The organism is Arcobacter pernae, assembly GCF_049472135.1.
Lineage (GTDB): Bacteria > Campylobacterota > Campylobacteria > Campylobacterales > Arcobacteraceae > Arcobacter_B.
Map to the genome: position 1 here is coordinate 104,195 of NZ_JBMOVV010000008.1, position 17,835 is coordinate 122,029.

The window sequence follows — 17,835 nt, forward strand, 5'->3', positions numbered from 1 at the left end:
TATATTCATTTAAAAAAAATATTGTAGAATATAATTGATTATAAAATTAGGGATTAAAATGGATTATGAAGAGTTTGAAAAAGCAGTGGATACTTTAGGTGTTTTAACTAGAACTTCAAGAAAAGATTTAAAGCAAAAATACTTAAAGTTATCAAAAAGATATCATCCTGATATGCCAGAGGGAAGTCACGAAAAGTTTCAAGAAATAAAAGACTCTTATGACTTACTTTGTGCATATATGGATTCTTACTGTTTCTTATTTGATAAAGAAGAGTTTAAAGAACAGTTCCCTGCTTTTACAAATTATAAAAATTGGAATAGATAAATAATAAGGAGAAAAAATGTTTGATCAAAAAAAAGTAAAAGAGTTAGTTTTAACTTCTCTTGTTACAGATGCATATTGTTTAGGTACACATTGGGTTTATGATGAAAAGCAGTTAGCTGATAGTTCAATAGATTATTCACAACTAAATAAACCTCTTTCTATCTGGCATAAAGACAAACAAGTTGGTGAGTTTACTCACTATGGAGATCAAACATATTGGTTATATGAGTTTCTAAAAGACAAAGAAGAGTTTAATGCAGATGAGTTTTTAAACTTTTGGCTTGCAAAAATGAATAGCTATAATGGTTATATTGATGGTGCATCGAGAAATACTTTAGAAAATATACAAAATAATGTATCTCCAAGTGGTTCAAGCTCTACTGATTTATCAATAGTTGGAAGAATTGCTCCATTATTAAAAGTATCAAAAACAAAAGAAGAGTTTTTAGAAAATGTGGAAAAGTTTGTAAAGCTTACACATAACTCTGCAAAAGCTTTAAGTACAGCCAAGTTTTTTGCAAGATTATTGCTAAAAGTTTTAGATAAAAAAGGTATTGAAGAATCAATACTTATGATAAAAGATGATTTTAACATAACAATTCAAGAACATATAAAAAATGCAATTGCTTCAAAAAATGAAGAGACAGTAAAAACTATTAGAGGTTTTGGTCCAGCATGTGATATTGACCAAGGTTTTGCAGGAACATTACATCTTCTTTTAAAATATGATAACTTAAAAGAGATGTTAATAGAAAATGCAAAAGCTGGTGGTGATTCTAGTGCTAGAGCTATGATTGCTTCAATAATATTTATGGCAAATAATTCAATCAATCAAATACCTCAAGATTGGTTAGCCATAAAAGTAGTAATAGATTAGGAGACTTATGAAAAAAACAATTTTAAATTTTTTCTCTGACAAATTATATATTGAGTTAGCAATAGCCTCAGTTTTATTTATTATTGCTTTGGCTTTAGATATGTTGATGGATTTTATTATCTATATGCTTTACTTTATAATTTTTTTAGAGATTGTTCGTGCTGTAATAAACTATATACGGGAACAAAGGGTTGCTTTAAGTTTACTTGTTGATGCGTTTATAATTTTAGCTTTAAGAGAGTTTATTGTAAATGTTGTAAAAGTAAATAAAGAAGAGTTAAGTACGATAGAAGCTATATTTAATAGTTCGGTAAACTATAATTTACTTATATTGTCAGGTGTAATTGCATTCTTACTTATAGTAAGATATTTTTCTGTTAAAACATCACAAAAATATCTATTTGGTAAGAGCCATGAAGATGAGAAAAACTAGAAAAATGTAACTTATCGTAGGATAAAAAGTAATTAATAAATGTTTAATCTTGCCTTTTTCATATTAAAGTTATTTTAATTAAAAACAGAATATTATTTACTTAAGCTAATAATTCTTTATGGGGTTTATAAGAGTTATTAATAAATAAGGGTTGTTATTTAACAATTTTTATGAAAAGAAAAAAAGGGGCGGTAATGTTTAAATCTATATCGATTAAAGCAAAGCTTTTAATAATTGTAATCACATCAATTGTAGTAGTTTCTGTTGCTATGATTGTTCAGTCAATTATCTCTTTACAAGAGACTTCTGAGGCTGTGATTGAAAAGTTTAAAGCTGATGCGTACAAATCTAAAGAGAAAGAGTTAGAAAACTATATATCTTTAGCTATGAAGACAGTTGAATCTTATCATGCAAGAACTGCTAAAGATAAAGTAAAAGCTGAAGTTCAAAATTACTTAAAAGAACAAACAGGTTTTATGTTATCTGTAATGGAAGGAACTTATGAAAAGTATAAAGGTAAAGTTTCTGATGATGAGTTAAAAGAGTTAGTTAAAACAGCAGTAAAATCTACTAGATATGGAAAAAGTGGATATTTCTGGATGAATGACTTAGATGCAAATATTGTAATGCATCCAATTAAACCACAACTTGATGGAAAAGACTTATCTCAATATAAAGATAAAGGTGGAAAAAGAATATTCTTCGAATTTGCAAAAGTTGCAAAACAAAAAGGTGAAGGATTCGTAGATTATGTATGGCCAAAACCTGGATATGAAGCTCCTCAAGATAAAGTATCTTTTGTTAAACTATTTGAGCCTTTTGGTTGGGTAGTTGGAACTGGTGAATATGTTGATGATGTAACTTCAAGATTACAAGAAGATGCTCTTAAAGCTATTGCTGATATGAGATATGGAACAGATGGATATTACTGGATTAATGACTCATATCCTAAAATGGTAATGCATCCATTAAAACCAGCTTTAAATGGAAAAGACTTAACTAATAATGCTGATGCCTCAGGAAAAAGACATTTTGTTGAAATGTCAAAAGTTGCTAATAAATCAAAAGAGGGTGGTTTAGTTAGTTATAAATGGGATAGACCAGGAAAAGTTGGTGACCCTAGATTAAAATTCTCATATGTTAAAAAGTTTGAGCCTTGGGATTGGATTATAGGAACAGGTGCTTATGTTGATAATATTGAAGTGAAAATTGCTGAAATGGAAGCTGAAACTCAAGAACAAATTTTAAATGTAATTATCAGAAACTGTATAATTATTTTTATCATTATGATTGTTTTAGCTTTCTTAATGGCAGTATTATCAAATAAAGCAATCTTTAAACCTTTACAAGATTTCCAAGATGGTTTATTAAACTTCTTTAAATATATAAATAAAGAGAAAGATGATGTTGATCATTTAGATGATAGTGCTAATGACGAAATTGGAAGAATGGCAAAAATCATTAATCAAAATGTTGTAAAAACAAAATCTTTAATAGAACAAGACGCCGCATTAATTAAAGATGTAACAAGAGTTGTAAGTAATATTAAAGATGGATATTTAGATAGTAGAGTTGAAAAAACAACTCAAACTGAAGCTTTACAAATATTACAAACTCAAATTAATGAGATGTTAGATAATTTAGAGAATAATATTGGTAGAGATACAAATGTGATTCTAGATGTATTATCTAATTATGGACAACTAGACTTTAGAGATAATATCAAAGATGCTAGAGGAAAAGTTGAAGTTGCTATCAATGAACTATCTAAGATTATTAATGATATGTTAGCAGAGAATAAACAAAATGGTTTAACATTAGATGCAAGTTCTGATGTATTACTTGAAAATGTTGATAAATTAAATAAAAACTCTACAACAACAGCAGCAGCATTAGAAGAAACGGCAGCAGCTCTTGAAGAGATTACAAGTACAATTATCAATAATACTGATAGTATTACAACAATGGCGGCAAACTCAGAAGAGTTATCTAAATCAATCCAGATTGGACAAGATTTAGCAACTGGAACTGTAAAATCTATGGATGAAATTAATGAGCAAACACAAGATATTGCAGAGGCAATTACTGTAATTGATCAAATTGCATTCCAAACAAATATTCTTTCATTAAATGCAGCAGTAGAAGCAGCAACAGCAGGTGAAGCAGGAAAAGGTTTCGCAGTTGTAGCACAAGAAGTTAGAAATCTTGCAGCAAGATCTGCAGAAGCTGCAAAAGAGATTAAAGATATTGTTGAAAAAGCAACTGAAAAAGCAAATGCTGGTAAAGATGGTGCTGATAAGATGATTAAAGGTTATGAATCTTTAAATAAAAGTATCTTAAAAACAACAGAATTAATTGCAACTATTTCAGAAGCTTCAAGAGAGCAAAGAGCTGGAATTGAACAAATTAATGACGCAGTAACTCAACTTGACCAACAAACTCAACAAAATGTTGTGATTTCTAATACTACTCATAGTATTGCTATGCAAACTGATGAGATAGCAAAATTAATTGTTCAACAGGCAAATGAAAAAGAGTTTATTGGAAAAGAGAGTATTAAAAGTGAAGCAGTTAAGTTAAGTAATAAAAGTTCTGAAGAGATTTTAGCAGAGCTTAGAGTTCAAACTAATACTAAAACTTCATCTTCTAAACCAAAAGAGACTAGAACTCAAACACAAAAAAGTACGCCAGCACCAGCTGCAAGTACAAGCCAGTCATTTACTGATACAAGTAGTGATGATGAGTGGGAAAGCTTCTAAAAGAAGCTTTTCTCTCAACTCATTTAATCAATTTATATCCCACACCTCTTAAGTTTATAATCATTCCACTTTTTAATTTTTGTTTTAATTTATGAATTACACTTCTCATACTAACTGTTTGCATTTGTCTTGAACTCCATACATACTCATGAATCATCTCATTTGTAACTGTTTTATTGATATTTTTTGAAAAAAGTGTAAGAAGAAGCTTTTCTTTTGTAGTTAAATCAATCTCATGTTTATGTTTATAAAGTCTTTGCTCTATTAAATCAAAAGAAAAATTATTGCCTAAGTCTTTTAATAGCTCACTATTTTTCTCTAAATTTAAATGAGATAAATGATACTCAATTCTCAGATACAACTCTTCAAAATCAAAAGGTTTTTTAATATAATCATTACATCCAAGATTGTATGACTTTTTGATATTTTCAATATCAATTTTTGCACTTATCATAATGACAGGAGTATTTATATCTTTTTGTCTAATAAATTCCAAAGTTTTATGCCCATCAAAACCTAAAACATTTACATCTAATATATATAAATCATAACTATCATTTAGTATTTTATCAACAGCCTTATATCCATCTATAAAACTATCTATAAAAAAACCTTTTTTCTCTAAGGAAACTTTTATGATTTTATTTAGATTATGGTCGTCTTCTAATAATAGTATTTTCATAAAACTTCCTTTGTCATATTTGTTGGAAAAATATAAGAGAAACTTGTCTCTTCTTTACTTGATTTTATATCTATTTGTATTTTATTGTTTTGGCAAATCTCTTTTACAATATTTAAGCCTAAACCTAAGCCAATATTTTTATTTTTTTGTTGATAGTATGCTTCAAAAATTGAGTCTGTATCTTCTATAATAATACCTTTGTTTTTTACTTCAATTTTCCCTTCTGTTTCATAATCTAAAACTATTTCTATATCCTCACTTTCAAAAGAGTATTTTATGGCATTTGAAAGGGTGTTATCAATTACTCTTTCAAGTTCATATCTATCCATAAAAAGCTCAAACTCTTTATATATTTCAAGATGAATATGAATGTTTTTAGTTTTTGCAATCTCATCAAAGAACTGTACTCTTGAAGATAAAAATGAAATTAAATCTATCTTTTCATTTGACTTTTCTCTTGTTTGTTTTTTTGTTAAAAAGTATAAATCATTGTAGATTGATGAGAGTGATTTTGAAGAGGCTTTTATAACTTCAAGTTGTTCTTTTTGTCCTATTTGTTCTTCTAAACTATCTACATTTAAAGAGATTACACTTAAAGGAGTATTTATTTCATGAATGATTTTTTTTAAAAAAAAGTCTTGTTGATTTAGTAACTTTGAGATTGTTTGTTTGTTTTCATAGATTTGAAGTTGAGTTTTTATTCTAGCTTTTACTTCTTCTTGTTCAAAAGGCTTAGTAATATAATCAACACCACCTTGTTCAAAAGCTTTTACTTTTATAGAAACATCATCTAAAGCACTTATAAAAATAATAGGTATTTCTTTTAGTTTTTCATCTTCTTTTACTATTTTACATACTTCAAAACCATCGATATTTGGCATTTTTATATCAAGAAGTATAAGATTTGGTGGATTTTCTTTTGCTGCTTCTATGGCAAATAGTGCATCTGGACTTGCTTTTAATTCATAAGGTTCATCTTTTAAAATCTCTTTTAAATACTTTAAGTTTTCAATTTTATCATCTATTATAAGTACTGTATATTTTCTATTCATATGTTTACTCTTTTTGCTTTTGCTAGTTGTTACAATTATAAGCAAATAGATATAAAGATAGATTTAGGATTTTAGGTGAAATTGAAGAAACTTTTTATGTTGCTGTTTATTTTTAATACAGTTGCTTTTATAAGTATGGCAATTGTGATTAATAAATATCAAAAAGCAACCATTGATTTAGAAGACGCTTATGAAATGCAATACAAATCACTTATCTTAGCCCATGAGTTAAGACAAAGTAGTGATGATTTAACAAGAATGGCAAGAACATATGTAATAACAGGAAATCCTATGTTTGAACAGCAGTATAAAACTGTTCTTGATATAAGAAATGGATTAAAACCAAGACCCCAAAGATATAATGGTATTTTTTGGGATTTTTTAACTATTGATGGAAGTGTGGCAAAACTTGATGGAAAAAAAATACCTTTAAGACAGTTGATGAAAGAAGCAAACTTCCCAGATGAGGAGTTAAACTTACTTTTTACTTCACAAAATGAATCAGATGATTTGACAAGATTAGAGCATAAAGCAATGAATGCCGTAAAAGGTATCTTTGAAGATAGTGAAGGAAACTATACAATCAAAGATAAACCAAATTTTAAATTAGCAAGAGAGATTATGCACTCAAGGCAGTATCATGAGGCAAAGATTAGAATTATGAAGCCTTTAGATACTTTTTATAAAGCCTTTGAAAAAAGAACAAAACAAAAAGTTATTGAGGCTGCTAATGTAGTAAAACAACAAGAACTAAATGTAAATGTGATTGTGGTTTTATCTATACTTATATTTTTAACTTCCTTTTTTATTATTCTTTTTAGAATAGTTTACCCCCTTGATTTACTTAGAAAAATCATGTTAAGACTTTCAAAAAATGATATGAGTGTTGAGTTAGAAAAAAATAAATACGATGATGAAATAGGTGATATGATAGGTGCTGTAGAGATTTTTAAAGATAATACTACAAAACTTATAAGTAGTGAATCTAAGTTAAAAATAGCAATAAATGAAGCCAAAAATGCAAATAAAGCAAAATCCATCTTCCTAGCAAGAATGAGCCATGAATTAAGAACACCACTAAATGCTATCTTAGGTTTTACAAGTTTACTTCAAAAATCAACCTCTATAAACAAAAATGAAAAAGAGAGTTTAAATATCATACAAAAAAGTGGTAAACATCTTTTGAATATCATAAATGAAATCTTAGAACTTTCAAAAATAGAAGCAGGAAAAATTGAGATAAGACCAATAAGTTTTGACTTTCATGATTTAGTAAAAGAGATTGACTCAATTTTTAGTTTTAGATGTAAATCAAAGGATATTGATTTTGAGATAAATTTCTTATCAACTCTTCCTAAATATATAAAAACAGATGAGCAAAGATTAAAACAAATACTTATAAATCTGCTAGGAAACTCTTTAAAGTTTACCAATAAAGAAGGAAAGATTATAGTAAATATTTATGAAAAAAATAAAAAGCTTTTCTTTGAAGTAAAAGATAGTGGAAAAGGAATAAAAAAAGAAGATTTAGAAAAGATATTTAAGCCATTTGAGCAAGTTGATGATGAGTTTAAACTAAAAGGAACAGGTCTTGGCTTATCTATTACTAAAGAGTTAGTTACTTTAATGGGTGGAGATATTTATGTTAAGAGCCAAATAAATAAAGGAACTCAATTCTTTTTTAGTATTGAATATGAATTATCACAAGATAAAGTTAAAAAAGTAGATGTTTTAGAGTTTGAGACTAATCCAATAATAGAAAATAAAAATAAAACTATCTTAGTGGTTGATGATATAAAAGTAAATAGGGATTTGATTTGTAAAATATTAGAACAATATAAATTTAAAACATATGAAGCAAGTAGTGGTAAAGAAGCTTTGGAGTTAATCTCAAAGTATGATATAGATTTAGTATGTATGGATATTTTGATGAAGGATTTAAATGGTTTAGAAACTATGAAGATAATAAGAGAACAATTAAATTTAGACTTGCCTATTATTGCTATTTCTGCAAATGTATATGAGGAAGATAAAACACAAGCTTTAGCTTGTGGTGCAAATGACTTCATAAGTAAACCAATAGATGAAAATGAACTTATTTCTAAAATCTCAAAATATTTAAATCTAAGTTCAAAACCTCAAACTTTACCTAAAACTGTAAAAGTAGAAAATATAGAAGATAGTTTTAGTGGCATCTCTAAAACTTTTTTTGAACTATTAAAAAAATATAGTTTAGATATGAATGAAGATAAGATAGTTGAACTTCTTGAAACTTATAAACTATTAGAGGATCAAAAGGCTTATATAAAAGTCCTACTAGATGATTTTAACTACAGTAAGATAAATGACTTGTGTATAAAATATATACACTAAGTCTTTATTTTTAATCTAAAAAACAACACTAAAACAACACTTCTTTTTTATACTTCTTTTTAGAAGTCAAGATGACTTGAATTAAAAAGGAGAATTCATGAAGAAAAGATTTGCAAAAGCCTTAGCTGCTTCGGCGTTGGTTAGTATGAGTTTAATGGCACAAGCTGCTGATACAATTAAAGTTGGTGTTTTACACTCTTTATCAGGAACTATGGCTATTAGTGAGACAACACTTAAAGATACAGTTTTAATGCTAATAGAAGAGCAAAATAAAAAAGGTGGACTACTAGGTAAAAAATTAGAGCCTGTAGTTGTTGACCCTGCCTCAAACTGGCCTTTATTTGCAGAAAAAATGAGAGGTCTTTTAACTAAAGATAAGGTAGATGTTACTTTTGGATGTTGGACATCAGTATCTAGAAAATCTGTTTTACCTGTGGTTGAAGAGTTAAATGGTTTATTATTCTATCCTGTTCAATATGAAGGGGAAGAGTCTTCTAAAAATGTATTTTATACAGGTGCTGCGCCAAATCAGCAGGCAATTCCAGCAGTTGATTACTTAATGAATGAAGTTGGTGTTAAAAGATGGGTTTTAGCAGGAACTGACTATGTATATCCAAGAACAACAAACAAAATTTTAGAAGCATATTTAAAAGCAAAAGGGGTTGCTGCTTCAGATATTATGGTTAACTATACACCATTTGGTCACTCTGACTGGCAAAGTATTGTAAGTGATGTTAAGAAGTTTGGTAGTGCTGGGAAGAAAACAGCAGTTGTTTCTACAATCAATGGTGATGCAAATGTACCATTTTATAAAGAGTTAGGAAACCAAGGTATTACTTCTGAAAATATTCCAGTAGTTGCATTCTCTGTTGGTGAAGAAGAATTGTCAGGAATTGATACTAAACCTTTAGTTGGTCACTTAGCTGCATGGAACTACTTCCAAAGTGCTGAGTCTCAGGCAAATGATGAGTTTATTTCTAAGTGGAAAACATTTATCAAAGATGATAAAAGAGTTACAAATGACCCAATGGAAGCAACTTATATTGGATTTAACATGTGGGTAAAAGCTGTAGAAAAAGCTGGAACTACTAATGTTGATAAAGTAAGAGATGCAATGATTGGTATTACTGTTCCAAACCTTACAGGTGGAACTGCAAAAATGCTTAAAAACCACCATTTAACAAAACCAGTTTTAATTGGTGAGATTCAAGAAAACGGTCAATTTGAAACTGTATGGCAAACAGATGGTGAAGTTGCAGGTGATGCATGGTCTGACTTTTTACCAGGAAGTAAAGACTTGATTTCTGACTGGACTAAACCAGTTAATTGTGGAAACTACAACACAAAAACTAATAAATGTATAGGTGCAAATTAATAAAAGTATGGAAGTTCTCTTCCATACTTTTATAATGAAAGGTTAATATGAATATTTTAAAAATAATATTACTTAATTTATTGCTAGTAGGTTTTACTTATGCAAATACTTTAAAAGAAGAGGCAAACTCTTTAATTACAAATAGTTTTAAAAACAAAGAAAAAGCTATTTTAAATCTAACTTCAAAATACTCAACAAATGATAATTTAGAAGAAATTTTACAAGCTGTACTTGAGGGTAAACTTTACTATACAAAGGAAGATAAAAGTTTAGTTTTTTTAAAAGAGAAAATAGAAAATGAGTATTTAACTGTTGAGGTTTTCTCAAAAAAAACTTTAGATAAAAAATCAAAATATGATTTTAAAAAGATAAAGATAAACAATAAATTAAGAAGTGTTATCAAAGAATCACTTGCTAAATTAAATCTTTTTTCAAAAAATGAAGACAAAAGACTTAAGTCAGCAAAAAATCTACTTAAAAACTTAGATGTAAAAAATCAAGCTTTAGTTTTAGAAGCTTTAAACAAAGAGAAAAGTAGCGATGTAAAAGAGGTTTTAGAAGAAATAAAAACAAATCTTGATGCAAAATATGCTTCAACAAAAGAAAAACAAATTGAAGCTACAAAAAAACTAGGAGAGTTTTTATCTTCTAAATCTCTTCAAACATTAAATGAGATTAAAAACAGCAGTGAAGATAAAGTTTTAGTTCAAACTGCCCAAAAATCAATAAAAAGTATTGAATCAAGTAAGTCTTTTTACTCTTTTATTGAAACTGCATTTTTTGGTTTAAGTATGGGGTCTGTTCTACTTTTAGCTGCTATTGGTTTAGCTATTACTTTTGGTGTTATGAAGGTTATTAATATGGCTCATGGTGAGCTTATTATGATTGGAGCATATACAACTTATACAATTCAGCAAGTTATGCCAGGACTTATTGAGTACTCGGTTCTTATTGCTATTCCTGCTGCTTTTATTGTAAGTGGTATTGTTGGGATTTTAATTGAAAGATTGGTTATTAGACATCTTTATGGAAGACCACTTGAAACACTTTTAGCAACATTTGGGGTTAGTTTGATTTTACAACAATTAGTTAGAACAATCTACTCGCCTTTAAATCAAGAAGTAAAAACACCATCTTGGATGAGTGGAGCTTTAGAAGTAAATAGTACGCTGTTTTTAACATACAACAGACTTTATATCATTATATTTGCATTTGCTGTATTTTTAGCAATCTTATTTGTGATGAAAAAAACTTCTCTTGGATTAAAAGTTAGAGCGGTTTCTCAAAACAGACCAATAGCAAGAGCTATGGGAATAAAATCGAACTATATTGATGCAATCACATTTGGTATAGGTTCAGGTATAGCAGGTGTTGCGGGTGTTGCCTTATCTCAACTTACAAATGTAGGACCAAACCTAGGACAAGCTTATATTGTTGATAGTTTTATGGTAGTTGTATTTGGTGGAGTTGGTAATCTTTGGGGTACATTTATAGCAGCCCTTACACTAGGTGAGATAAACAAGTTTATAGAACCTGTTTCAGGAGCTGTTCTTGCTAAGGTTATTATTCTAGTGTTTATTATTTTATTTATACAAAAAAAGCCTAGAGGATTATTTCCTCAAAAGGGCAGAGATGTTGAGGATTAATTAGATGGAAAGAAAAGCATTAATTTTAAAAATATTAGAAAATGACAAAGGAGGAAAGATAGTTCTTTCTTCTTTAGCAGTAGTAGTTTTTGTAGTTGCTTTTTGTAATTTATTTGTTCCAAGTGATTCAATATTTTACATCTCAACTTTTACAGTAACTATTTTAGGAAAGTATTTAGCCTTTGCACTTTTAGCTTTGGCTTTGGATTTAGTTTGGGGATATTTAGGAGTTTTAAGTCTTGGTCATGGAGCATTTTTTGCTCTTGGTGGTTATGCTTGGGCTATGTATCTTATGAGACAAATAGGCGATAGAGGTGTTTATGGAAATCCAGATTTACCTGATTTTATGGTTTTTATGAACTTAAAAGAGTTACCTTGGTTTTGGCAAGGCTTTGATAATCCACTATTTGCTTTTTTAATGGTGATGTTAATTCCAGGAATTTTAGCTTTTGTATTTGGATACCTAGCTTTTAAAAGTAGGGTTACTGGAGTTTATTTATCAATCATAACTCAAGCTTTAACTTATGCTTTAATGTTAGCATTTTTTAGAAATGATATGGGATTTGGTGGAAACAATGGACTTACAGATTTTAAAGACATTTTAGGTTTTGATTTATCAAGTGACACAACAAGGGTTGCACTTTTAATCATCACTTTTTTAGCTTTAGTTTTAGGGTATTTAGTTTGTAGATTTATCATAAATTCAAGACTTGGAAGAGTTGTTATATCAATTAGAGATGCAGAAAGTAGAGTAAGATTCTTAGGATACAAAGTTGAGCAATACAAACTGTTTATCTTTGTAGTATCAGCTGTGTTAGCTGCAATTGCAGGGGCTTTATATGTGCCACAAGTTGGAATTATAAATCCTGGTGTATTTTCTCCTTTATTTTCTATTGAGCTTGTGATTTGGGTTGCTATTGGAGGAAGAGGTACTTTATATGGAGCGATTATTGGAGCTATAGTTGTAAGTTTTGCAAGTACATACTTTACATCAGCCCTTCCTGAGGTTTGGTTATATGCTTTAGGTGCTTTATTTGTAGTAGTAACACTTTATTTACCAAAGGGAGTTGTGGGTGTGTTTTCACAACTTAGTTCAAAACTAAAAAAGGCTTAAGATGAAACTATTAAAACATGAAAATGAACAAAATGTAGGTGATTTAAAAAAAGGAGATAGAATCCTTTTAGTTGATGGTGTAAGTGTTAGTTTTGATGGATTCAAGGCTTTAAATAATCTAAGTTTTTCCATAAATTATGGTGAGCTTAGATGTATTATTGGTGCAAATGGTGCAGGAAAATCAACTATGATGGATGTAGTAACTGGAAAAACAAGACCAGATGAAGGCCATGTAGTTTTTGGTGAGGCTGTTGATTTACTAGGTCTTGATGAGCCAACTATCGCTCAAATAGGTATTGGAAGAAAGTTCCAAAAACCAACTGTTTTTCAGAACAATACAGTTTTTGAAAACCTAGAGCTTGCCATGAAAGATGATAAGAGATTTTTTAAAACTCTATTTTCAAAACTAAATGGTGAGCAAAAAGATAAGATAGATGAAACTTTAGGGCTTATTGGACTTAAGGATTTAGTTCATAAAGAAGCAGGTATTTTATCCCACGGACAAAAACAGTGGTTAGAAATAGGAATGCTAATAATGCAAGAACCAAAACTTCTACTAGTAGATGAACCAGTTGCAGGAATGACTCCTCAAGAAGTGGAAAATACAGCCCAGATTCTAACAAATCTAGCAAAAGATAATGCAGTTGTAGTTGTAGAGCATGATATGGAGTTTATTAGAAGTATCGCTAAAAAAGTTACAGTTTTACATGAGGGTTCTGTTTTAGCTGAGGGAAGTATGGATGCTATACAGAACAATGAGAAAGTAAGACAAGTATACCTAGGAGAGTAAAAACATTATGTTAAAAATAGAAAAAATAAATCAATACTATGGACAAAGTCATACTCTTTGGGATTTAAGCTTAGAGCTTAAAAAAGGTAGATGCACTTGTATTATGGGAAGAAATGGTGTTGGAAAAACAACACTAAGTAAAGTAATCATGGGCTTACTTCCCATAAAAGATGGACAGCTTTTATATGATGGAAATGATATTTCAAAACTTAGTGACCATAAAAGAGCAGGTATTGCCATAGGATATGTACCACAAGGAAGAGAGATATTTTCACAACTTACAGTTTTAGAAAATCTTCAAATAGGAGTTCTAGCAAATAGAAATAAAATCAAAAAAGTACCTGAAAAAATCTATGAGCTTTTCCCTGTTTTAAAAGATATGCAAAAAAGAAAAGGTGGAGACTTAAGTGGAGGTCAGCAACAACAACTTGCAATTGCAAGGGCTTTATGTATAGACCCAAAATTTCTAATCTTGGACGAACCAAGTGAGGGAATACAACCAAATATCGTAGCTCAAATAGGTGAGGTTATTGATTATCTTACAAAAGAAGAGGATATGACAGTTATGTTAGTTGAGCAAAAACTTCCTTTTGCAAGACGACATGGAGATGACTTTTATGTATTAGATAGAGGTAGTGTTGTTGCAAATGGTGAAATCAATGAACTAAGTGATGAGATTGTAAACAAATATATGTCGGTTTGATTGTTTTATATACAAGTGTAGAAAAAATGATGAAAACTTTTTAGTTAGAATATTTTGAAATTATAAACATATAAAGAGGATTTATGAGCATAAAGTTTGATTTTAAAGAAGATGTATTTAGTTTAGATAAACTACTTTTACCTTCACGATATTACTATTTTAACGAAGATGAAAACTATATAAAACTTTTAAATATAGGTGAGGGGATATTTCCAAAAGATAGGATTAAACTTCAAGTATCTTTAAATAAATCAAACTTAGTTCTTACAACTGAATCTGCAACTAAGATTTATAAATCAAAAAAAGAGTATGGAATCAACTATATCAATATCAAACTTCAAAAAGGCGCGAACTTGGAGTTTATAAATGACGAGTTGATTTTGTATGAACAATCAAAATATATACAACTTTTTAGGCTAACTTTCGATGAAAGTTGTACGTTTTTTTATACTGATATTTTAAGTCGTGGAAGAAGTTATGAAAACTTTGATTTTACTTCTATGCTTATGAAAAACTCTTTTTATGAAAACAAAAGTTTAGAGTATCAAGAAAAGTTTGATGTAAGTGGAGTACAACTAAAAGATTATATGAAAAGAAAAAAAAGTAAACAAAACTTTTTTGCCAAGCTTTATATCAAAACAAATAACAATGAAGAGTTTTTAAATGAAGTTTATAAAAGTGGTTTTGAAAGTATAACTTACTCTTCAAATCAAAAAATGCTTATAGCTGTAATATCCCATGAGAATATGAATAGTTTAAGAAAAGAAATCTTTTTTATTTGGGCTTTATATAGAAAAAGTCTAAATAAAAAAGAGTTTAATTTAGGAAAACAATAAAAGGAGAAAGTGTGTTTCTTACAAATCGTGAATCAGAAAAACTGCAAATTTATATAGCAGCAAAATTAGCCCTTGAGAGAAAAGATAGAGGCTTAAAACTTAACTATCCAGAAGCTGTAGCAATTATTACTTCATATATTATAGAAGGTGCTAGAGATGGAAAAAGTGTAGCTAAGCTTATGGTTGATGCAACTAAAGTTTTAAAACAAGATGATGTGATGCCAGAGGTTGCTTCTATGATTTCTATGGTTCAAGTAGAAGCTACTTTTGATGATGGAACTAAATTAGTAACTGTTCATAATCCAATACCAACTCCAAAAGATATAGAAGTTCCAGGAGAGTATTTAGTAGATGATGAAGAACTTATACTAAATGAAAATGCCAAGATTACTACAATAGAAGTAGAAAACAAAGGGGATAGACCAGTTCAAATAGGTTCGCATTATCACTTCTTTGAGGTAAATAAAGAGCTTGATTTTGAAAGATTTGAGGCTTATGGAAAAAGACTTGATGTGCCTGCTGGAACATCTGTAAGATTTGAACCAGGTTCTAAAAAACAAGTTGATTTAGTTGCCTTTACTGGAAAAAGATATATGAGTGGTTTTAATGGTTTAGTTGAAGGCTTTTTAGATGATGAAGAAACTAAGAAAAAAGCTAAGAAAAATTTAGAGAAGTTTTTAGGAGAGTGTGATGAAGATAAGTAAACAAAAATATGCTTCTATGTATGGTCCAACAAAGGGTGATAGATTTAGATTAGCTGATACTTCATTAATAGCGAAAATTGAAAAAGATTATACTACTTATGGTGAAGAGGTTAAATTTGGTGGGGGTAAGACTATTAGAGATGGTATGGCTCAAAGTCCAACAGCAACTGTTACTTGTGATTTGATTATTACAAATGCCACTATTATTGACTATACAGGAATTTATAAAGCTGATATTGGAATAAAAGATGGCTTAATTAGTGCTATTGGAAAAGCAGGAAATCCAAATCTTTGTGATGGTATTAGTGAAGGTTTAGAGATTGGTGCAAACACAGAAATACTTTCAGCTGAGGGAAAAATCATAACAGCAGGGGGAATTGACTCACATATTCACTATATCTCTCCTGGGCAAATTGATGAAGCACTAGCAAGTGGTGTTACTTCTATGCTTGGAGGTGGTACTGGGCCAAATACAGGAACAAATGCCACAACTTGTACGCCAGGTGAATGGAATATATCAAAGATGATTCAAAGTGTAGATGATATACCTATGAACTTTGGATTTATGGGAAAAGGAAATAGTTCAAGTTACGAAGCTTTAAAAATGCAAATAGAAGCAGGAGCTATGGGACTTAAACTTCATGAAGACTGGGGAAGTACACCAAAGGCTATTGATACATGTCTTAGTGTTGCAGATGATTTTGATATACAAGTAGCGATTCACACAGATACTTTAAATGAGTCAGGTTTTGTGGATAATACGGTTGATAGTTTTAAAAATAGAACTATTCATACTTTCCATAGTGAAGGTGCTGGTGGTGGTCATGCCCCTGATATTATGAAAGTTGCAGGTTTAGCAAATATCTTACCTTCAAGTACAAACCCAACACTTCCATATACAAAAAATACTATTGAAGAACATCTTGATATGCTTATGGTTTGTCATCACTTAAGTCCTAAAATTCCAGAGGATGTAAGCTTTGCAGAAAGTAGAATCAGAGGAAATACTATTGCAGCTGAGGATGTACTACAAGATATAGGAGCTATTTCTATTACAAGTTCTGACTCACAAGCTATGGGAAGAGTAGGAGAGGTAATAATAAGAACTTGGCAAGTTGCTGACTCTATGAAAAAACAAAGAGGAGCTCTTGAGGGTGATGATGAAAAAAGTGATAATGAAAGAATCAAAAGATACATTGCAAAATACACTATAAACCCTGCCATTGCTTGTGGGATTGATGAGTATGTGGGAAGTGTTGAAGTTGGAAAAATGGCTGATTTAGTTTTATGGAATAGGGCATTTTTTGGAGTGAAACCAGAGCTTGTAATAAAAGGTGGATTCATCGCACTTGCTATGATGGGAGATAGTAATGCTTCTATTCCTACACCTGAGCCAAATATGTATAGACCTATGTTTGGAAGTTTAGGAAAGGCTAGTGCTAAAACAAGTGCAATTTTTACTTCAAAAGTAGCAAGTGAAAATCTAGCTAGTAAACTTGGAATAAACAAACAAGTTTTAAGTGTAAAAAACACAAGAAATATAGGCAAAAAAGATATGAAACTAAATGATTTTATAGGTGAGGTTGAGGTTGACCCTGAAACTTATGATGTAAGAGTTGATGGAAAACTAATAGAGTCAAATTATGTAAGTGAAGTGCCAATGGCTAAGAAATACTTCTTATTTTAAAATGGGCACTTTTAAGGAATAAAAATGATTAAAAAAATAATAGAGATAAAAAAAGACATCAGTTTTGATGATGAGGTTGAGTTATCATGGTTTGATATGCAAAAGCCAAACTTAACAGCTGTAAGTAAAAATGGTGTTGATTTTATAATAAAAGCCAAGTTTACGCACTTGCATGAAAATGATATTTTAGTTGATGAAGATGGCTTTACTATCAAAGTTTCAAGAAGTGAAGATATGATTTATATCTTAGAGTTTAAAGATGCACTTAGCTTTGCAAAAACTGCTTATGAGATAGGAAATAGACATCAACCAGTACAAATAAGTGAGTCGAAAATAGTGGTTTTAGATGATATATCTATTGAAGATATTATCAAAGATTGTTATAAAAATGAATCTATAAAAGTAGAAAAAACAAGAGGGTATTTTAAACCAAATGGAAAAGCACACCACTCACACTAAGGCTTTGAAAAGCTTAAGTA

General features: G+C 29.6%; 16 protein-coding genes. 14 read left to right on the plus strand and 2 right to left on the minus strand.

The genetic code is table 11. From position 1 onward, the window contains the following. Positions 1–58: 58 nt before the first annotated feature. The 4 genes from ACH5BF_RS10395 (at position 59) to ACH5BF_RS10410 (ending at position 4,394) form a co-directional block, all read left to right on the plus strand. Positions 59–325 carry a DnaJ domain-containing protein gene (locus tag ACH5BF_RS10395; protein ID WP_423274169.1) on the plus strand — a complete coding sequence of 89 codons (267 nt, stop codon included), beginning with the start codon at positions 59–61 and terminating at the stop codon, positions 323–325. Positions 326–341: 16 nt separating this feature from the next. Further along, complete coding sequence (locus ACH5BF_RS10400; RefSeq protein WP_423274170.1) at positions 342–1,202, plus strand: ADP-ribosylglycohydrolase family protein; 861 nt, start codon at positions 342–344, stop codon at positions 1,200–1,202. A 7-nt stretch (positions 1,203–1,209) separates the two neighbouring features. Beyond that, complete coding sequence (locus tag ACH5BF_RS10405) at positions 1,210–1,635, plus strand: hypothetical protein (RefSeq protein ID WP_423274171.1); 426 nt, start codon at positions 1,210–1,212, stop codon at positions 1,633–1,635. A 194-nt stretch (positions 1,636–1,829) separates the two neighbouring features. Continuing rightward, positions 1,830–4,394 (plus strand): methyl-accepting chemotaxis protein, encoded by a 2,565-nt coding sequence (locus ACH5BF_RS10410; RefSeq protein WP_423274172.1) that lies wholly within the window; start codon positions 1,830–1,832, stop codon positions 4,392–4,394. A 19-nt stretch (positions 4,395–4,413) separates the two neighbouring features. On the opposite strand, the gene ACH5BF_RS10415 is transcribed toward ACH5BF_RS10410, so the two are convergent. Both ACH5BF_RS10415 and ACH5BF_RS10420 read right to left on the minus strand, forming a co-directional pair. Then, positions 4,414–5,076 (minus strand): response regulator transcription factor, encoded by a 663-nt coding sequence (locus tag ACH5BF_RS10415; RefSeq protein ID WP_423274173.1) that lies wholly within the window; start codon positions 5,074–5,076, stop codon positions 4,414–4,416. After that, positions 5,073–6,128: a hybrid sensor histidine kinase/response regulator gene (locus tag ACH5BF_RS10420; RefSeq protein WP_423274174.1), complete on the minus strand. Its 1,056-nt coding sequence runs from the start codon at positions 6,126–6,128 to the stop codon at positions 5,073–5,075. The genes ACH5BF_RS10415 and ACH5BF_RS10420 overlap by 4 nt, the downstream gene beginning before the upstream one ends. A gap of 75 nt (positions 6,129–6,203) precedes the next feature. On the opposite strand from ACH5BF_RS10420, the gene ACH5BF_RS10425 reads away from it, so the two are divergent. The 10 genes from ACH5BF_RS10425 to ACH5BF_RS10470 all read left to right on the plus strand — a co-directional run bounded on the left by ACH5BF_RS10425 (position 6,204) and on the right by ACH5BF_RS10470 (position 17,815). After that, entirely contained in the window at positions 6,204–8,501 is a 2,298-nt protein-coding gene (locus ACH5BF_RS10425; protein WP_423274175.1) for a response regulator, read from the plus strand. A gap of 97 nt (positions 8,502–8,598) precedes the next feature. Then, entirely contained in the window at positions 8,599–9,876 is a 1,278-nt protein-coding gene (gene urtA, locus ACH5BF_RS10430; RefSeq protein ID WP_423274176.1) for an urea ABC transporter substrate-binding protein, read from the plus strand. A gap of 47 nt (positions 9,877–9,923) precedes the next feature. After that, positions 9,924–11,522, plus strand: a complete 1,599-nt coding sequence (gene urtB, locus ACH5BF_RS10435) for an urea ABC transporter permease subunit UrtB (RefSeq protein ID WP_423274177.1) — start codon at positions 9,924–9,926, stop codon at positions 11,520–11,522. A gap of 4 nt (positions 11,523–11,526) precedes the next feature. Then, positions 11,527–12,636: an urea ABC transporter permease subunit UrtC gene (gene urtC / locus ACH5BF_RS10440; protein WP_404307015.1), complete on the plus strand. Its 1,110-nt coding sequence runs from the start codon at positions 11,527–11,529 to the stop codon at positions 12,634–12,636. 1 nt (position 12,637) lies between these two features. Next, positions 12,638–13,426, plus strand: a complete 789-nt coding sequence (gene urtD / locus ACH5BF_RS10445) for an urea ABC transporter ATP-binding protein UrtD (RefSeq protein ID WP_423274178.1) — start codon at positions 12,638–12,640, stop codon at positions 13,424–13,426. A 7-nt stretch (positions 13,427–13,433) separates the two neighbouring features. After that, positions 13,434–14,129 carry an urea ABC transporter ATP-binding subunit UrtE gene (urtE, locus tag ACH5BF_RS10450; RefSeq protein ID WP_423274179.1) on the plus strand — a complete coding sequence of 232 codons (696 nt, stop codon included), beginning with the start codon at positions 13,434–13,436 and terminating at the stop codon, positions 14,127–14,129. 83 nt (positions 14,130–14,212) lie between these two features. Continuing rightward, complete coding sequence (locus tag ACH5BF_RS10455; RefSeq protein WP_423274180.1) at positions 14,213–14,965, plus strand: urease accessory protein UreD; 753 nt, start codon at positions 14,213–14,215, stop codon at positions 14,963–14,965. 11 nt (positions 14,966–14,976) lie between these two features. Next, the gene (locus tag ACH5BF_RS10460) at positions 14,977–15,669 is read left to right on the plus strand and encodes an urease subunit gamma (protein ID WP_423274181.1); all 693 of its coding nucleotides are present in this window, start codon (positions 14,977–14,979) and stop codon (positions 15,667–15,669) included. Next, complete coding sequence (gene ureC / locus ACH5BF_RS10465; protein WP_423274182.1) at positions 15,656–17,356, plus strand: urease subunit alpha; 1,701 nt, start codon at positions 15,656–15,658, stop codon at positions 17,354–17,356. Before ACH5BF_RS10460 ends, ureC begins: the two co-directional genes overlap by 14 nt. Before the next feature lie 24 nt (positions 17,357–17,380). Then, positions 17,381–17,815 carry an urease accessory protein UreE gene (locus ACH5BF_RS10470; protein WP_423274183.1) on the plus strand — a complete coding sequence of 145 codons (435 nt, stop codon included), beginning with the start codon at positions 17,381–17,383 and terminating at the stop codon, positions 17,813–17,815. The last annotated feature ends 20 nt before the right edge of the window (positions 17,816–17,835 follow it).

Coding starts and splice junctions, on each gene's coding strand:
- ACH5BF_RS10395 (WP_423274169.1), top strand. CDS start 59: ATGGATTATGAAGAGTTTGAAAAAGCAGTGGATACTTTAGGTGTTTTA.
- ACH5BF_RS10400 (WP_423274170.1), top strand. CDS start 342: ATGTTTGATCAAAAAAAAGTAAAAGAGTTAGTTTTAACTTCTCTTGTT.
- ACH5BF_RS10405 (WP_423274171.1), top strand. CDS start 1,210: ATGAAAAAAACAATTTTAAATTTTTTCTCTGACAAATTATATATTGAG.
- ACH5BF_RS10410 (WP_423274172.1), top strand. CDS start 1,830: ATGTTTAAATCTATATCGATTAAAGCAAAGCTTTTAATAATTGTAATC.
- ACH5BF_RS10415 (WP_423274173.1), bottom strand. CDS start 5,076: ATGAAAATACTATTATTAGAAGACGACCATAATCTAAATAAAATCATA.
- ACH5BF_RS10420 (WP_423274174.1), bottom strand. CDS start 6,128: ATGAATAGAAAATATACAGTACTTATAATAGATGATAAAATTGAAAAC.
- urtA (WP_423274176.1), top strand. CDS start 8,599: ATGAAGAAAAGATTTGCAAAAGCCTTAGCTGCTTCGGCGTTGGTTAGT.
- urtB (WP_423274177.1), top strand. CDS start 9,924: ATGAATATTTTAAAAATAATATTACTTAATTTATTGCTAGTAGGTTTT.
- urtC (WP_404307015.1), top strand. CDS start 11,527: ATGGAAAGAAAAGCATTAATTTTAAAAATATTAGAAAATGACAAAGGA.
- urtD (WP_423274178.1), top strand. CDS start 12,638: ATGAAACTATTAAAACATGAAAATGAACAAAATGTAGGTGATTTAAAA.
- urtE (WP_423274179.1), top strand. CDS start 13,434: ATGTTAAAAATAGAAAAAATAAATCAATACTATGGACAAAGTCATACT.
- ACH5BF_RS10455 (WP_423274180.1), top strand. CDS start 14,213: ATGAGCATAAAGTTTGATTTTAAAGAAGATGTATTTAGTTTAGATAAA.
- ureC (WP_423274182.1), top strand. CDS start 15,656: ATGAAGATAAGTAAACAAAAATATGCTTCTATGTATGGTCCAACAAAG.
- ACH5BF_RS10470 (WP_423274183.1), top strand. CDS start 17,381: ATGATTAAAAAAATAATAGAGATAAAAAAAGACATCAGTTTTGATGAT.